Source organism: Bacillus sp. BC05(2025) (assembly GCF_056725905.1).
This window is the reverse complement of sequence record NZ_JBWYRA010000002.1, coordinates 588075-605193: the sequence shown is the minus strand read 5'-3', so window position 1 is coordinate 605193 and position 17119 is coordinate 588075. Positions and strand designations below refer to the sequence as shown.

The 17119-nt window shown below is 36.7% G+C and carries 14 protein-coding genes; 11 read left to right on the top strand and 3 right to left on the bottom strand.

All coding sequences use genetic code 11. From position 1 onward, the window contains the following. Positions 1-66: 66 nt before the first annotated feature. The 3 genes from ACZ76X_RS09010 to ACZ76X_RS09000 all read left to right on the top strand — a co-directional run bounded on the left by ACZ76X_RS09010 (position 67) and on the right by ACZ76X_RS09000 (position 2325). On the top strand, positions 67-363 hold the full coding sequence (locus ACZ76X_RS09010) for a protoporphyrinogen oxidase (RefSeq protein ID WP_479850235.1): 297 nt from the start codon (positions 67-69) through the stop codon (positions 361-363). 74 nt (positions 364-437) lie between these two features. Then, positions 438-914, top strand: a complete 477-nt coding sequence (locus tag ACZ76X_RS09005; RefSeq protein ID WP_479850234.1) for a PH domain-containing protein — start codon at positions 438-440, stop codon at positions 912-914. Beyond that, the gene (locus ACZ76X_RS09000; RefSeq protein WP_479850233.1) at positions 907-2325 is read left to right on the top strand and encodes a PH domain-containing protein; all 1419 of its coding nucleotides are present in this window, start codon (positions 907-909) and stop codon (positions 2323-2325) included. Before ACZ76X_RS09005 ends, ACZ76X_RS09000 begins: the two co-directional genes overlap by 8 nt. Positions 2326-2474: 149 nt before the next feature. Here ACZ76X_RS09000 and hmoB read toward each other — a convergent pair whose 3' ends face one another. Then, positions 2475-2978 (bottom strand): heme-degrading monooxygenase HmoB, encoded by a 504-nt coding sequence (hmoB, locus tag ACZ76X_RS08995; protein WP_479850232.1) that lies wholly within the window; start codon positions 2976-2978, stop codon positions 2475-2477. A gap of 127 nt (positions 2979-3105) precedes the next feature. Between hmoB and ACZ76X_RS08990 the strand changes: the two genes are divergently transcribed. From ACZ76X_RS08990 to hemY, 4 genes are all read left to right on the top strand, one after another. Next, entirely contained in the window at positions 3106-5223 is a 2118-nt protein-coding gene (locus tag ACZ76X_RS08990) for a transglycosylase domain-containing protein (protein ID WP_479850231.1), read from the top strand. 177 nt (positions 5224-5400) lie between these two features. Further along, positions 5401-6447 carry a uroporphyrinogen decarboxylase gene (gene hemE, locus ACZ76X_RS08985; RefSeq protein WP_479850230.1) on the top strand — a complete coding sequence of 349 codons (1047 nt, stop codon included), beginning with the start codon at positions 5401-5403 and terminating at the stop codon, positions 6445-6447. Between the two features lie 14 nt (positions 6448-6461). Then, the gene (gene hemH, locus ACZ76X_RS08980) at positions 6462-7397 is read left to right on the top strand and encodes a ferrochelatase (RefSeq protein ID WP_479850229.1); all 936 of its coding nucleotides are present in this window, start codon (positions 6462-6464) and stop codon (positions 7395-7397) included. Positions 7398-7416: 19 nt separating this feature from the next. Then, complete coding sequence (hemY, locus tag ACZ76X_RS08975) at positions 7417-8838, top strand: protoporphyrinogen oxidase (RefSeq protein WP_479850228.1); 1422 nt, start codon at positions 7417-7419, stop codon at positions 8836-8838. A 39-nt stretch (positions 8839-8877) separates the two neighbouring features. On the opposite strand, the gene ACZ76X_RS08970 is transcribed toward hemY, so the two are convergent. Next, entirely contained in the window at positions 8878-10230 is a 1353-nt protein-coding gene (locus ACZ76X_RS08970; RefSeq protein WP_479850227.1) for a DUF4026 domain-containing protein, read from the bottom strand. Positions 10231-10473: 243 nt separating this feature from the next. Here ACZ76X_RS08970 and ACZ76X_RS08965 point away from each other — a divergent pair, with 243 nt between their 5' ends. Continuing rightward, positions 10474-12840 carry a DUF6359 domain-containing protein gene (locus ACZ76X_RS08965; RefSeq protein ID WP_479850226.1) on the top strand — a complete coding sequence of 789 codons (2367 nt, stop codon included), beginning with the start codon at positions 10474-10476 and terminating at the stop codon, positions 12838-12840. 104 nt (positions 12841-12944) lie between these two features. Continuing rightward, positions 12945-13244 (top strand): hypothetical protein, encoded by a 300-nt coding sequence (locus ACZ76X_RS08960; RefSeq protein WP_479850225.1) that lies wholly within the window; start codon positions 12945-12947, stop codon positions 13242-13244. Between the two features lie 72 nt (positions 13245-13316). Here ACZ76X_RS08960 and ACZ76X_RS08955 read toward each other — a convergent pair whose 3' ends face one another. Beyond that, positions 13317-14171 (bottom strand): hypothetical protein, encoded by an 855-nt coding sequence (locus ACZ76X_RS08955; protein ID WP_479850224.1) that lies wholly within the window; start codon positions 14169-14171, stop codon positions 13317-13319. A gap of 382 nt (positions 14172-14553) precedes the next feature. Between ACZ76X_RS08955 and ACZ76X_RS08950 the strand changes: the two genes are divergently transcribed. Then, positions 14554-14955, top strand: a complete 402-nt coding sequence (locus ACZ76X_RS08950; protein ID WP_000184503.1) for a BlaI/MecI/CopY family transcriptional regulator — start codon at positions 14554-14556, stop codon at positions 14953-14955. A gap of 2 nt (positions 14956-14957) precedes the next feature. Next, positions 14958-16907: a M56 family metallopeptidase gene (locus tag ACZ76X_RS08945; RefSeq protein ID WP_479850223.1), complete on the top strand. Its 1950-nt coding sequence runs from the start codon at positions 14958-14960 to the stop codon at positions 16905-16907. Positions 16908-17119 lie beyond the last annotated feature (212 nt).

The following is a 17119-nucleotide window of genomic DNA, read 5'->3' as shown; positions in this document are numbered from 1 at the left end:
TAAAGCTATGAAAGTATAAGATTACACTGTTTTCATAGTGTTTTATTGAAAAAAGGAGCTGCGTATATGATTAATTTTAAACCAGAAAATTTAAACCAACTATTAAAAGTGATGCTAATTAGTGCGAATAAGTCGTATGATGCGATTAAAGATTATGAATGTACGGGGGAAGAAGTAGTATTCCGTGTAGACTTCGAGTATATTGACGTTTCTTTAATGATTGTAGATATGTTAGGAAGATCAGCTTCTAAATTTACCATTTTGCCATATGCTCGTCCGAATACGAATGAAATAGATTATATTCAGTTTCAAGTATATGCAATTCATGAAGGGAATTTTAAAGAAATGATGGATACGATGTAGAAAACTATAATTTTACAAATATGTATATACCAACTAATATATAATTAATACATTCATATAATTGGAGTGATGAGATGCAGCCGTTAGAAAGGGAGATTCATTCTAATATGCTGAAAGTGTGGAGGATTCACGCTTTAATTGGGGCGGCAGTTATACTAGCAGTCGTAATTGCATATTTCTTTTTGATGATCAATTTTAATTGGTGGGGCTGGTTGTTTGGCTTGTTAGTAACAGGCGCTATTACATTTATCCCGCTTGATTATTTTGTGTTTCCAAATTTACGTCAACGTTATTATAGTTACAGATTAAATGAAGAAGAGATTGAGATTCAAAAGGGAATGTTCGTTGTAAAACGCGTACTCATTCCGATGATGCGTGTGCAGCACGTAACGATTGAACAAGGACCGATTATGAGAAAGTATAATTTAGCAGAATTACATATTTCAACAGCGGCAACTTCTCATAGTATTCCAGGCTTAACGAAAGAAGAAGCAGAGCAGTTGAAAAGACAAATTGGAGAACTTGCGAAAGTGAGTGATGAGGATGTATAAGAGGCAACATCCGATCACGATTTTATTAGGTATTCGAGTTACGACTTTGTTGCCTTTTATTTTTCTTGTTTTATTTCGGTCTGATGATCAAGTGAAACCTTGGTATTTATTCCACCTTGTTCTCTTGGCCATACTATTCATTATGGCAATTTTCTCAGCGATAAAATGGTATTTCAAAGTGTACTGGGTCGAAAATAATATTTTACATATAAAGCACGGTGTGTTCGTTAAGAAGGAAAGCTATTTAAATAAAGAACGTGTGCAAAATATTAGTACGTCTTCTAACATCATTTATCAAGTGCTCGGACTGACGAAACTAAACATAGAAGTAGCCGGCGGCGGTAGTGAGCCGGAAGTGATGTTAGCTGGCATTAGAGAAAGTGAAGCAAAGGAACTGATTTCTTTATTACACAAAGAGAGAAGCGTTGTGACTGAAGAAGAGCCCGCGACGGCAGAAAATAAGACAATTTATCAGTTAACAACGAAAGAAATTTTATTCGCCTCTATTACATCTGGTAGATTTGGATTAGTGTTTTCTGGATTACTTCTTATTTACTCAGAGTTTAATCAATTTCTACCAGAATGGCTCATCAATAAGGTAGAAGCGTACGTGATGAATAACGGTGTATATGAATTAATCGTTATGGCCGCGATTTTAATGGTGATTTCGTGGGTCATTTCAACAGCTGGCTATGCGTTAAAATATGCGAACTTTAAAATAGAGCGAAAAGGAAATGAAATTCGCATCGTACAAGGGTTATTTGATAAGAAAGAGTTTGTTTTAAAATTACACCGCATTCAAGCGATTACTGTGAAAGAGGGAATTCTCCGTCAGCCTCTCGGTTATTGCTCTGTTGAAGTAGAAGTTATTCAGAGTATAGAAGCGGCTGGAAATGAAGTAATGCTACATCCCTTTATGAAAAAGAAAGATGTCCAGCAGTTACTTACATATTTGCAGTTGCCGTATGAAACGGAAGAGGAAATCGTTCACTTACCGAAAGCTGCATTACGTCGTTACGTAATAATGGGGTGGATTACAAGTGTGGTGCTTGCATTGCCAATCATCGGTGCGAGTATATATTTTAAACAAAGTATTGCGTTATTCACGTTAATACCGCTATTTATCATATTTACGTTACTTGCATACGCCCGGTATAAAAGTGGTGGATATATGATACGGGAAAATCAATTAGTCATGGTATACCGCGGCCTTGCAAAATATACGGGAATCATGCGAAGAAGTCATGTTCAAGCAGTAGGATACAGTCAGTCGCATTTTCAAAAGAAAGACGAGCTATGTACAGCTGTCGTATCAGTAGCGGGGCATCCTTACAAAGTGAAGCATATGCAAAAAGAAGATGCGCTTCGTATATATAATTGGTACAAAGAAAAAGGAAACACCGGTGCGTAATGGTGTTTCCTTTTTTCTGTCGTGATTTGTCGATAAGTCGATATCCTTTGTCGAATCGTCGATATATTGAAAAAATCGTTGATATATTCGGAAAATCGCCGATATAATTTCATGTACCGCATCCCTGGAGGAACCACAGTACAAAAACCTTAAACTAACACATCAAAAGTAGTCACAAATGATGGGCGAGAGAAAATACTTTTCTGCTGCTCTGCATGTGGATGCGCCTGAGCCGGAGCTTGTCCTTCTGCTTGTGCAGGGCGTTTTTTATGAGCGTTTTCGAATGAACGTGATTCTGTCCAGTCTTTAAAGTTTTGCTCTGTTTCCCACATCGTTAAGATGACATATGTATCGTTACTTAATGGACGTAGAACACGGATCGCTTGGAAGCCGGGTTCGTTTTCAATAAGACCTGCGCGGTTTTTAAAACGGTTTTCAAATATTGGGCGACCTTCATCTGTTACAGAAATGTTGTTACAAACGATGTAGCCAGGTTGTCCTTTAAATTCGCCAACAGCGTCTAGTACATCATATTGAAGAGATCCTTCTACAGATTCTTCTGTATTTTCTTTATAAAACATATTTTTTCCATCATTTTTTGCAGTGAAATGTGCTTGTTCTAGAGGTGTTTCGTATGAAATAATAGCCTTCATTTTAATGCCCCCTTAATCGTTTGTTTCTATTATATCAACTCTCTTAAAAAACTTCGAAGATTATATACATAAAGATACTTCTTTTTCAAATAATAAATGTACCATCATTTGGAAAGAAGGCCGATGTATGAAGAAAGTAAAGTGGACTTTATTAGGTGGGTTAGCAACGCTACTATTAGCGATTGTTCTTTATAAACTTATTGTGTTAGCTGGTGGCTATATGATGGATGAAAAACAGCTCGTTTTCCACTCTTCATCACGTATCGTTGACCAGAAAGGGAAAGAAATTACGAAATTATATGTAGAAAATAGAGATCTCGTACCAATCGAACAAATTCCAAAATACGTGCAGCAGGCGTTTGTTGCGGTAGAGGATTCTCGTTTTTATGAGCATCAAGGAATTGATTACCCGTCTATATTCCGTGCTCTTTATAAAGATACGTTAGCTGGAGATAAGGTTGAAGGCGGTAGTACGATTACGCAGCAACTTGCTAAAAACGTCTTTTTAACTCGTGAAAAAACAGTTACGCGCAAGTTGAAGGAAGTCGCAATTTCTCTTCAATTAGAGCAAAAATATACGAAGCAACAAATTCTTGAAATGTATATGAATCATATTTATTTTGGTCATGGGGCTTACGGTATTCAAGCTGCAGCAAAGTTGTATTTTAATAAAAATGTAGAAGATTTAACAGTAGAAGAGGGCGCAATGCTTGCAGGTCTTCCGAAGTCACCAAACGGATATTCACCGTATTTCTCCCCAGAGAAAAGTAAAGAGCGCCGTGATCTCGTATTGTCACTTATGCATAAACAAGGCTATTTGACTGCCGAAGATAGTGTGCGTTATCAAGGTAAGACAATTGCTTTATATAAAAACTTGGACGAAAATGAACTCGCATATATGCCGTATATTGATATGGTCATAGATGAAGCCGCACGTTTATACGGATTGTCTCATCAAGAAGTACTTCGTGGAGGATATACGTTTGTCGTACCGATGGATGAAAAGATTCAAAAGGTAGCGTATAACCAGTTTCAAGATGCGAGGAATTTCCCTGGGAAAGAGGAGGGGGCGCAAGGTGCATTTTTATTAATGGATAATCGTACAGGCGGAATTAAAGCCGCGATTGGCGGAAGAAAGTACGTCCCGAGAGGATTTAATCGTGTTTTCGCAAAAAGACAACCAGGTTCTGTTCTAAAACCACTTATTGTCTATGCGCCAGCACTCGAAACGAAAAAGTATAATCCATATTCTTTATTAACGAATGAAAGACATTCTTTTGAAGGGTATGAACCTCGAAATTATAATCATGAGTATTCAAAAGAAATGACGATGTACGATGCGATTTTAGAGTCAGCAAACGTACCGGCAGTTTCTTTATTAAATGAATTAGGGGTTGAAGAAGGAAAGCAATATTTAGAGAAAGGTAATGTTCATATTGCCGATGCTGGTTTAAGTACAGCGCTTGGCGGATTGAAAAACGGTGTTTCCCCATTTGATCTTGTGAAAATGTATCGTGCATTTTTAGCAAATGGTGATATTATTGAGCCGCACGTTATTAATAAAGTGTTAAATAGACACGGCGCAGTCATTGGAGAATCGCCAAAAGTAGAAACAAAAATTTTCTCGAAACAAACGGCTTGGTATATGACGAAAATGTTAGAAGGAGTTGTGAAAGAAGGGACAGCGAGAGCCGGTGTATATAACGGGGCGTTAGCTGGGAAAACAGGTACAACTTCCTTACCAAATGACGATAATGGAGCGAGAGATATGTGGTTCGTTGGCTACACGCCAAATTTAGTAGGCGCTGTTTGGATCGGTTATGACCGTACGGATCAAGAGCATCAGCTGCAAGGAGAAAGTGCATCAGCGACGAAATTGTTTAAGAAAATTTTAACGAAGGCAAATGTAGAACAGAAAGAGCAGTTTAGGAAACCAGAAGGTGTGGAAACAATCGGTGCTCCGATTCGTCTGCGCAAAATTGAAGATGTGAAAATGAAATTAGCGTTTAGCCCTTTCGGTTTATTTAAAGCGAAACTAAGCTGGACACCACTTCCTGATGATAGGATTATGTATCGTATTTATAGAGTGGAAAACGGAGTCCATACGCATGTAGCCACTGTAAATGGTGCCGGAGAATATGAAGAAAAGTTCGTTAACATCTTTTCAAAACCGAGCTTTTATGTTGTGCCATATAACAAACAAACGAATCGCGAGGGAGAAAAGTCAAAAGTAGCTAAACCATAGTTTTTCTCTGTGTTATAATAAGAATGTTGTGAAAATAGTAAGCGTTTTTAAGAATGTTTGTGTCAATTTAATGAACAACGTACATAATATTATGCATTTTGTTTTTACAAGCTGTATAGTAAAAAAAGATAAATATCGAACGTATTCGAAGCATTGGTAAGGAAGGGAGCAAGGGTCTTGGTAAGAAACATAAATGAGACATTTTTAAAAGCATGTAGGGGAGAACGTACTGATTATGTACCAGCATGGTATATGCGTCAGGCAGGTCGTTCGCAGCCGGAATATAGAAAGATAAAAGAAAAGTATTCTTTATTTGAAATTACGCACAATCCAGAGTTGTGTGCTTACGTGACAAAGTTGCCTGTTGATCAATATAACGTAGACGCTGCAATTCTTTATAAAGATATTATGTCACCACTACCTGCAATTGGTGTGGATGTAGAAATTAAATCGGGTATTGGCCCAGTTATTGATAATCCAATCCGTTCTTTACAAGACGTAGAAAAACTAGGGGAAATCAATCCAGAAGATGACGTACCGTACATATTAGATACGATTCGTTTATTAACGACAGAAATGCTAGACGTACCGTTAATCGGTTTTTCAGGAGCTCCATTTACATTAGCGAGCTATATGATTGAAGGCGGTCCATCTCGTAACTACCATAATACGAAAGCGTTCATGTATGCAGAGCCGAAAGCTTGGTTCGCATTAATGGATAAGCTAGCAGATATGGTTATTACATATTTAAAAGCGCAAATTAACGCAGGAGCAAAAGCAGTTCAAATTTTCGATTCTTGGGTTGGAGCAGTAAATGTAGCGGATTATCGCGTATTTATTAAACCAGCAATGGAGCGTATTTTTGCAGAAGTTCGTACGATGGGTGTTCCAATGATTATGCACGGCGTAGGGGCTGCACATTTAGTAAATGAATGGCATGACTTACCGCTTGATGTAGTAGGCTTAGATTGGCGCTTACCGATCGAAGAGGCACGCGCACGCGGCGTTCATAAGGCGGTCCAAGGTAATATGGATCCTTCATTCTTACTTGCGCCATGGTCTGTTATTGAAGAACATGTAAAAGGTATTTTAGATCAAGGGATGAAACAGCCAGGTTATATCTTTAACTTAGGACACGGTGTATTCCCAGAAGTAAATCCAGATACATTAAAACGTTTAACTACATTTATTCATGAATACTCTAAAGGGCAGTTAGCGAAGTAAAGGAGCATTGCTGTATGAAAAAGAAAATTGGTTTGCTTGTAATGGCATACGGAACGCCATATAAAGAAGAAGATATTGAACGTTACTATACACATATTCGTAGAGGAAGAAAGCCAAGTCTTGAAATGCTAGAAGATTTAACAGAGCGTTACCGTGCAATTGGTGGTATTTCTCCTTTAGCTACTATTACATTAGAGCAAGCTAAAAAGTTAGAGAAGCGTTTAAATGAAGTACAAGATGAAGTAGAGTACCATATGTATCTTGGCTTAAAACATATTGAACCGTTCATTGAAGATGCAGTGAAAGATATGCATAACGATGGTATACAAGATGCAATCGCACTTGTTCTTGCGCCGCACTATTCTACATTTAGCGTGAAGTCGTATGTAGGTCGAGCACAAGAAGAAGCTGAGAAACTTGGAAACTTAACAATTCACGGCATTGATAGCTGGTATAAAGAACCGAAATTCATTCAGTACTGGGTTGATGCAGTGAAAGGTATATATAACGGTATGTCAGAAGCAGAACGTGAAAAAGCAGTATTAATCGTATCTGCACATAGCTTACCAGAAAAAATCATCGCACTTGGCGATCCATATCCAGATCAATTAAATGAAACAGCTGACTATATTGCAAGAGGTGCTGAAGTAGCAAACTATGCAGTAGGTTGGCAAAGTGCAGGAAATACACCAGATCCTTGGATTGGTCCAGATGTACAAGATTTAACGAGAGAATTAAATGAAAAGTACGGTTACACTTCATTCGTATACGCACCAGTTGGATTTGTTGCGGAACATTTAGAAGTTTTATATGACAACGACTTTGAGTGTAAAGTTGTAACAGATGAAATTGGCGCGAAATATTATCGTCCAGAAATGCCAAATGCATCGGACGCATTTATTGATTGCTTAACAGATGTTGTAGTAAAGAAAAAAGAATCTGTAATGTAAGAAGAAAGGGGGAGCCTGCTTGAGGAAAAAAGTTGTAGTCATCGGCGGTGGCATCACAGGATTAACAACGATGTATAACTTACAAAAAGATATTCGTGACAAAAACTTGCCGATCGATACATTACTGATAGAAGCATCGGGTAAACTTGGCGGAAAAATTCAAACCGTTCGAAAAGATGGATTTACAATTGAACGCGGACCAGACTCTTTCTTAGCACGAAAAGAAAGTGCAGCTACATTAGCGAAGGAATTAGGTTTTGGCGATGAACTTGTAAATAATAAAGGCGGTCAATCATTTATCCTCGTAAACAATCGGTTACATAAAATGCCGAGCGGATCAATGATGGGAATTCCAACGCAAATTACGCCGTTTCTATTTTCCGGGCTATTCTCCCCAATTGGTAAACTAAGAGCTGGTTTTGATCTATTAATGCCGAGATCCAAGCCAGTATCTGACCAATCACTCGGGCATTTTTTCAGGCATCGCCTCGGCAACGAAGTGGTTGAAAATTTAATCGAACCATTACTATCGGGTATTTATGCAGGAGATATTGATGAAATGAGCTTAATGTCAACATTTCCGCAAATGTATCAAATTGAGCAGAAACATCGCAGTATTTCACTCGGCATGCGTACGCTTGCTCCGAAAGAAGAGAAAACTGAACCGAAAAAAGGAATCTTTCAAACAGTGAAAACAGGTTTAGAATCTATCGTAGAATCTCTTGAATCAAGGATGCATGAAGGTACGATAATAAAGGGAACTCGCATTGAAAAAGTTGCAAAACAGGGTGATGGCTATGCGATTACTCTTAGTAACGGAAAAGAAATAGAAGCGGACGCGGTCGTAGTGGCAAGCTCACATAAAGTATTGCCGTCTATGTTTGCGCAGTACAAGCAGTTTCGTTTTTTCCGCAACATTCCATCCACATCAGTTGCGAATGTGGCAATGGCTTTCCCGAAATCAGCCATTCAGCGCGATATTGATGGCACAGGGTTTGTCGTATCGCGAAATAGTGATTACACAATTACAGCATGTACGTGGACACATAAAAAATGGCCACATACAACGCCAGAAGGAAAAATGCTACTTCGCTGTTACGTTGGACGACCTGGTGATGAAGCAGTTGTAGAACAAACAGAAGAGGAACTCGTTCAGCTCGTGCTAGAAGACTTACGAAAGACGATGGATATTACAGAGGATCCAGAGTTTACAGTCGTAAGTCGCTGGAAAGAAGCAATGCCCCAATATACAGTAGGCCATAACGAGCGAATGAAGAAACTCACAACATTTATGGAAAAAGAGTTGCCAGGTATATACTTGGCAGGCAGTTCCTACGCTGGTTCTGGTCTTCCGGACTGTATTGATCAAGGTGAGAAAGCCGCAAAGCGTGTGCTAGCTCATTTGGAGAAAGTAATGGATACGGAATTAATCGCACAATAAAGTGAAACGCCTTCAATCACATTGAAGGCGTTTTGTTACTTATTCACCAATAAACATATATAAGTTATTTGGCTTTATAACGGCATCTCCTGCATAAATGACCCATTCTGTTAAGTTATCAAAATCTAAATGATAACTATTTCCTTCACTCATATCTTCTATAAAATATGGTTCGTTAATGAGTATTCCTTGAATGAAATCTTCCGTAATATTTTGCATTTCAAACCACATATGTTCACTCTTTCCCTCTTCGTAGGAGACACCAAACTTAGCGAGGAAACGAAAATCTTCATTTGATTGTTCAATGTGAAAAATGTTGCTGAAATATCCGAAAGTATTCTTCGCATTGTAAGCCATACGATCAGTTTCACTATTTGTTTTATAGAACATAAGCCCTGTAGCTTCCTCGTGTTCTTTGAAAAAGCTTTCGATATATTCTTCTGAAGTATTAAATTGGAATAAGAGAACGGATGGAGATTGATGGTATTCATCTCGATCATCCATACCGCCTAAAAATGTATTTTGCGCATCAATTGGCTGTAACTTCACTTCCTCATCCTCGATTGAAGATAATTGATCCATACTCGTTTTATGTCCAATATAAGATAATCCTTTCTCCCACGGAACAGCTACTGTATGTATAGAACCTTGCTGACTATGTGCGATAACGATAGGTTCATTCATAGGGACTTGTCCATTCTCAACGGCATTATTCGCAAATGTTTGAAAGAGGTCACCAATGCCGTAATAGGAAGAAATGCGATTTGGAATAATTAATTCTATTTCTGTTACGCCCGCTCTTAAAAGGCCATGTGTATGAAACCAATATTGCGTAGGCTCACCTTCTTTATCGTCTTCATAAACGGAATGAATAACGTATAAGTCAGGAATGTCAGGTAATAATTCATTTTCAACGTGATAGTCAATATAGCTTCTAGATATTACTTTCATTGCGGCACTTGAATCAATCACAAATAATAAATCTGGGGCGAGGTTCCATAAAAACTGTAACTGCTGGAAAAAGCAGTCCAGTACATCGCCTACAAATAGCGTACGAGTGAAAATTTCAGTTCCATAAGCAGCATCTTCAAAGTGACGATCTACGATTGTAGCATCTTGTCTATTGTACATTTTATAGTCTTCTGGGTCATTCGCCTCATCAATATGCAGCTCATACGGTATGATTGTTTCATCCATATGTACCTCAACAATAAGGCTTGTCTCATCACTATAAACAATTTTTAATTCATCAACTTTAGTAGAGATAGTTTCTAGCCGCTGTTTTAACTGCTCAACTGTAATTCTAGTAGGTATAACGGCAATCATATCTGAAAAATGACGTTCTAATGTTCCATTCATAGCTGCGCGGTATGTTTCTGTTTGCACTTCCATCCAATCACTCCTATTCAAATGAATCCATTTTACATGCCAATGAACTTTCGATATTTTCTGTTTTCTCTCTCTCTAACATTATAGAGTGCATTCGTAGAAGCTTTCAAATTATTATTTTGTATTATAGTTTGAAAGCTTGTAAATTAAATAAATTTTTTGTAAAACTTGTCGAAATATCATTCTATATAACGAATCATTTGATATGATAGACATGCTGAGAAAATATGAAATAGAGAGAGGAAAATGGCTGTGAAGAAATTGTTAAGTGTCTTTTTATCATTCATACTATTGCTTTCATTTACTGGAACTTTAGTACAAGCAGAAGAAACTACTTCTATGTCAGTAGAAAAAGCAATTCAAGTATTTAAGCAGCAAGGGAAAACAAAGGGGATAGTAGAAGGATACATTGTTGGGTATACGCAAAGTCCTTCTAAATACACGAAAGATCCAGCTAAGTTTGATGATACAAACGTAGCAATTGCGGATTCACCAAATGAAACGAATCCAGACAAAATTATGCCTGTTCAGTTGCCAAAAGGCGATGTGAGAGCGGCAGTAAACGTGAAAGATCATCCTGAAAATATCGGGAAGAAAGTTAGTTTAACAGGAACGCTTGAATTATATTTTAGTAGCCCAGGTTTAAAATCGGTAACAGCTTATAAGTTTCAAGGGGAAGGACAAAACCGTGTTAGCGATGTAGTAGCTTCGCCTGGTAGCGGAGAAGTTGCGAAAGGAACAGCGGTAACTTTAACGACGAATACAGAAGGAGCAACAATCTACTATACGTTAGATGGCTCTAACCCTACAAATAAAAGTGTTCGTTATAACGGACAAATTGTGGTGAATGAAAATAGTGTAATTAAAGCAATTGCAGAGAAAGAAGGGCTTACTTCTTCAGCGATTTCCACATTTTCATTTATTATCGTAAACAATGAACAGGTTCGTATTCATGATATTCAAGGAAAATCACATGTTTCACCTTACAACGGGAAGAAAGTATACAATGTGGAAGGCGTTGTAACAGCACTTGATAAAAATGGTTTTTATATAGAAGACAATCAGCCAGATAATGATCCAGCTACTTCAGAAGGTATGTATGTATACAAAAAAGATGCGAATGTAGCGGTAGGAGATCTTATTCAAGTTGATGGAGTAGTAGAAGAATATGTTGGACCTGGATATGCAGAAAGGTTTGACACAGACTTAACGACGACTGAAATTAAAGCGAGCCGCGTTGCTGTAATCGCAAAAGATCAACCTTTACCAGCACCGATCGTACTTGGAGAAAACGGTGTGAAAATCCCTGATCAAATTATCGATAATGATGCATTCGGTTTATTTGATCCAAACGAAGATGCAATCGACTTTTATGAAAGCATAGAAGGTATGCGCGTTACGATGCCAACGCCAAAAATTATTGCACCTCAAAAAAACGGGAACTTATATGTAACAGTGAAAAATGGCGGAGATAAAGTCGTAACGAAATATGGCACACCTGTATTAGATGAAAATCAATTAAACCCAGAGCGTCTTTCTGTAAAAGTACCTCGTGATTATGTAGCAAAAGTAGGAGATACTTTCACTAGAGATATAACAGGGGTAGTCGGATATGATTACGGTTCGTTCCGTATTTCGCCAATAACGGAATTACCATCTGTAGTAGACGGTGGATTTAAGCAAGTAGGCGCAAATATTCAGCCTCGTCTTGATAAGTTAACAGTTGCTACATATAACATTGAAAACTTCTCGGCGAATAAAAAAGAAACAACAGATGAAAAAGTAAAAGCGTTAGCGTATTCTATTAAATACAATTTAAAAATGCCAGATATTATCGGTGTAGAGGAAATGCAAGATAATAACGGAACGATTAATGACGGTACAATAGATGCTTCATTAAGTGCTAAACGTATCATTGATGCAGTGCTAGAAATTCACGGGCCAAAGTATGAGTATGTAGAAATTGCTCCGCATAATAATCTAGACGGGGGAGCGCCAGGAGCGAATATTCGCGTCGGTTTCTTCTACAACCCATCACGCGTGAAATTAGCTGCAGTACCGAAGTTACTTGATAAAAATGTCGTTCGCGTTGGAGACGAAAACCCATTATTTGAAAGTACACGTAAACCACTTGCAGCAGAATTTACATTCCAAGGACAAAACGTTGTCGTCGTTGCTAATCACTTAAACTCAAAACTAGGAGATGCAACGCCATTTGGAAAAGTGCAGCCGCTCGTATTAAAGAGTGAAGAAAAACGAGTTCAATTAGCACAAGAAGTAAACAATTTCGTACAAGGTATTCAGAAAAAGAATACAAATGCACCAGTTGTTGTGTTAGGGGATATGAACGATTTCGAATTCGCTAAACCACTAAAAACATTAGAAGGAACAAACTTAAAAAATATGTTAAGCACAGTGCCGAAAGAGAACCGCTACACGTACATCCATGAAGGAAATGCACAAGTGTTAGATCACATTTTAGTAACAAACAACATCGCACCATACACAATTGTAGACCCAGTACACTTAAACTCAAACATTATGAAAGAACATGGACGTGTAAGTGACCACGACCCAGTACTTGCTCAAATTGATTTGAAGAAAGCTTCTTAAATCGTTGTAACAGAACGCTTAGAGATATACTGAGCGTTCTTTTTCTGTAAAAATCATGTTAAAATTAATTAAAAATTTAGTTTTTTATAATAAGGAGGTTAAAGATGCAAGCATGGTTAAATGGAAAATTAATAAATCAGCTTGCAATTTTTTTTAGTATGATCGTCATGCTCCAATTTGTAGCTGATGTAACAGGACTTACTCAAAATTTAGACCTTACGTATAACTTAATCAATACAGAAGCTTCTTACATAACGTTTAGTTTGGCAGTCATTTTTACTTTGATAGGTGCAAAGAGAGAACGAAGTAAATATGCAATTATTTCATTATGTTTAGTTGTAGGTAGTAAAGCGATTTACTTTGTAGCGGTTGTTATTTTATGGGGATTGGCAAGTATACCGTGAAGGGAAAGATAATAATAAGAGCGTAATTCCCTAGACTAACTTAGGGAATTACGCTCTTATTCATTCAATCATTTAGTCTGAAATTACTTGAAATGATTTTCTGCACCGCTCTCTTTTTTGCAGTCTTCTTCTATATTTTTTTCTATCCCGCTTTACTCCTTGTATATACATAAGTAAGCTAACGAAAAGGAAGAAAGCACATTGCATCAATAAAATGTATGGTGACATGCCTTGCAATGGTTGTTTCGGATCATATAAATGAATAGGTGCTCCGCCTATTGAAGGAAGTATTGTATTTAGCAGGACGTACGGGATGGAGGCAGCCGCGAATGGAAAGAGAATCGCCATATAGTCTTTTTGTGACCATACAGATGCAGCAAGTCCTAAAAGGGCCATTAAACCTGCAAATAAAAAATTAATCCCGATATATACCGTAATGTAAGTGAGAGGCGCATCTAAATATAGGTTTGCGAACATTCCATCATCATTTATGATGCCTGAACCAGCCGTAGGTGTTCCGTCTGGAATGGTTAATTTGCAAAATAATAACGATAAAATGAATGGAAGCGTATAAAGAAATCCTCCGCAAAAAAACGTAACGATATATTTCGCTACTGAATAAGGAAAGAGAGAAATCCCCTTACTCACAAATGGTTTAAAACCATCTGACTTATCCGAATTGTAACTTGTACTAAAGGGGAAACTCGCAATAACTGGCATTAATAATAAATAAACATCCATTTCATTGTCGCGAAATCCAATCCATTTTAAATCTGTTGATATAGGACCATTCGCTGCGTCTCCTAAATAACGAATGACATAGTAATAGTGATAAATGCAGATAAGAACAAATCCACTTAGCATCATTATTAGAGAAATACGACTACAAAAAGCTTGCTTTATATTTAAACGAAGCGCACGCATCATGACTGAAAAAGCCTCCACTATTTTGATAAAGTGAAACTTTAATCAGTGGGGGGTTTCTTCATCCCCCACTGATTATTAGCCTTCACCAATCGGATTTTTATAGGTAGCCCGATCCCCACCTAAATTCTTTGCTTTTGCTGCATTTTGAGGTGGGGGTCTTACTGCCCATTAAAGTCGGATAAACTTGTCTATTTTCTATATTACTATTAAATGTAAAGATTTTCTTGTTTTTTTATTTGATTATTTGAAAAAAGGGAAATTTGTTGTCGTTAAGTAAGGTTTAAAGGAAATTATATTTTCTAAAATATGGTTGACAATTTAGTATTACATTTGTAATCTTAATTGTAGATTACAAATGTAATACTAAGGAGTGAACTATACTATGACAAATCAATTACCTAAAATATCTGAAGCGGAATTAGAAATTATGAAAGTACTTTGGTCTAATTCTCCACAAACAGCGAATGAAATTATAGAAGAACTAGAAGATGCAATGGACTGGAAACCGAAAACAATCCGTACATTAATTAATCGGTTAGTACAAAAAGAAGCCGTTTCTTACCACCAAGATAAAGGGCGTATGTATGCTTATTATCCGTTAGTATCACAAGATAATTATTTACAAGTTGAAACGAAATCTTTGCTAAAGCGTTTTTGCGGCGCAGCGTTTAAACCATTACTTGTTAATTTTTTAAAAGAGGAAAAATTGTCTTCAGAAGATATTAATGAATTGAAACGCATTTTAGATGAGAAGACAGAGGAGAATAAGAGGAAGGATAGATAACAATGATAGACATGCTTATAAATGTATACCTTCCTCATTTTTTTGATTGGCTTATAGAAACGTCACTTATGGCCAGTATACTAGTTGGATTTATTTTGTGTATAAAAGTTCTATTTAGAAATAAGTTAACGCCCCGGTGGCAATATATGCTGTGGATCGTACTGATGATAAGACTCCTTTTACCATGGTCACCGGATAGTTCTTATAGTATTTATTCATTATTCTCCTATAGTTCTAGTGTGTCGGAAGTTATTCAAAAAAATACACCTTTACCTGAGAATATAGTGAATAACGAGATAAAACAGACAGTAGAATTAGAATCGAATTCTGAAACTGTGACAAAAAATAGCGAACAGAAAGTAAGTACGAGTGAGGAACAACAGACTACATTGTCTTTATACAAAATTGCTCTATATGTTTGGTTAGCTGGGGTAATCCTATTAGCAGTCATAACGTTTATTACAAATAGACGTTTATATGCTTACATAAAGAAACAACCGGATATTACGGACGAACAGGTCACTACAGTGTTTAATCGCTGTAAGCAGTCTATGAAAATGAAAAAGGCAGCTTCATTACGTCTTGCAGGAAAGATTGCAAGTCCAACGGTTTTTAGTTTCTTTCGCCCGAAAGTATTACTATCAAAAAAACATATGAAAGTATTAAATGAGCAACAATTACAATATGTCTTTTATCATGAGTTAGCTCATATTAAGAGAAACGACGTAGCGGTAAATTGGATTATGTATAGCTTACTCCTATTAAATTGGTTCAATCCGATTCTTTGGTACGCCTATTTCTGTATGCGAGAAGATCAAGAATTAGCTTGTGATGCATATGCGCTTACATTTATAGATAAAGGGGAGCAAATTGCATACGGTCATACAATTATTACCCTCCTAGAACATTATTCCTATCAAGCACCAAGCCTAGCAAGTTTAAGTAGAAATAAACGAACACTAAAAAGGAGAATCGTTATGATTAAAAAGTTCCAAAAGAAATCGTATCGTCTGTCTTTACTTGGAGTTATTGCTATAGCAGCTATAGCAGGCGGTTTTTTATTAAATGCAAGGATAACTGAGGGAGATGAAAGACAGAAGGGAAAGGTTGTAGAAAATAAGCAATCTAAAGCGGCATTTGAAAAAGCGATAGAAACAGTATATGGTACACCAGAGAATGCAAGTAGAGAATGGGGTATGTCGATAAAGTCATATAAAAGAGATACAGATCTTTTGTATTTGGCAGAAAAGAATTTTACAAAAAAAGAATTTGAACAATATGTCCAATTATTTAAAGAGGCTAGTGAAATTCAGAAACAAGCAATGGTTAAGAAAAATGTGCCTGAGAATTATGATGGAGATACAAAGGAAATTAATCTTGAACGTTTGAATAAAACTGATCAAGAAAAATTAGCTAGTATTCAGAAGAAATTAAACCCTTTTAATGATAAATTGCAGAAGTCTTTAACATATACTATGGAAGAAGCAAAAGAACATGTACCGTATCAAATTAAGGAGCCAACTTATATACCTGAAGGTTATGAATTAAAGAGAGAATGGGCTGATTCATATTTTGGAAGAGATGTAGAATTAGTTATTAAATCAGAATATACAAAAGGGAAATATGGTTTTACAATTTACCAGTCAAGGATGTATGTGGATGGTAATGTTAATGGTGGTAAGGATCCACTACACTACATGATGCCTGGAGAAGAGAATTTAGAAAGTTATAGTTTAGACGGGAAAGAAATGGTCTATAATAAATATTCTCAAGGAGAGAGTAAGTTAAAAGGACTCAAAATGTTTGTACCAGCACAAGGTAAGAATAGTGATTATCAAATTGTCATAGTAAATGATATTTTTACAAGAGATACAAAGATATACGAAGAGATAATTGATGATGATCTAACTAAGAAAGAGATGGAGAAAATATTACTTTCTATGTCAAAATAATAGACAGTGTTCTTAAAACTTTGGTTTTAAGAACACTGTCTATTTTATTGAATTTCTAGTGGAATCTAGCCAGCAATTATTATGAATATATTCTTGCTTTCCATATAAGCATTCTTTTTGATACACTATGGACAGTGTTATATAACTTGACTGGAATTTTTTTATACTGGAAATAATAAAAAAGAGAACTTGTATACAATGTAAGCGTGTGG

Bases quoted from the DNA above. Each gene is read 5' to 3' on its own strand.
- ACZ76X_RS09010 (WP_479850235.1), top strand. From the start codon at position 67: ATGATTAATTTTAAACCAGAAAATTTAAACCAACTATTAAAAGTGATG.
- ACZ76X_RS09005 (WP_479850234.1), top strand. From the start codon at position 438: ATGCAGCCGTTAGAAAGGGAGATTCATTCTAATATGCTGAAAGTGTGG.
- ACZ76X_RS09000 (WP_479850233.1), top strand. From the start codon at position 907: ATGTATAAGAGGCAACATCCGATCACGATTTTATTAGGTATTCGAGTT.
- hmoB (WP_479850232.1), bottom strand. From the start codon at position 2,978: ATGAAGGCTATTATTTCATACGAAACACCTCTAGAACAAGCACATTTC.
- ACZ76X_RS08990 (WP_479850231.1), top strand. From the start codon at position 3,106: ATGAAGAAAGTAAAGTGGACTTTATTAGGTGGGTTAGCAACGCTACTA.
- hemH (WP_479850229.1), top strand. From the start codon at position 6,462: ATGAAAAAGAAAATTGGTTTGCTTGTAATGGCATACGGAACGCCATAT.
- ACZ76X_RS08970 (WP_479850227.1), bottom strand. From the start codon at position 10,230: ATGGAAGTGCAAACAGAAACATACCGCGCAGCTATGAATGGAACATTA.
- ACZ76X_RS08965 (WP_479850226.1), top strand. From the start codon at position 10,474: ATGGCTGTGAAGAAATTGTTAAGTGTCTTTTTATCATTCATACTATTG.
- ACZ76X_RS08960 (WP_479850225.1), top strand. From the start codon at position 12,945: ATGCAAGCATGGTTAAATGGAAAATTAATAAATCAGCTTGCAATTTTT.
- ACZ76X_RS08955 (WP_479850224.1), bottom strand. From the start codon at position 14,171: ATGATGCGTGCGCTTCGTTTAAATATAAAGCAAGCTTTTTGTAGTCGT.
- ACZ76X_RS08950 (WP_000184503.1), top strand. From the start codon at position 14,554: ATGACAAATCAATTACCTAAAATATCTGAAGCGGAATTAGAAATTATG.
- ACZ76X_RS08945 (WP_479850223.1), top strand. From the start codon at position 14,958: ATGATAGACATGCTTATAAATGTATACCTTCCTCATTTTTTTGATTGG.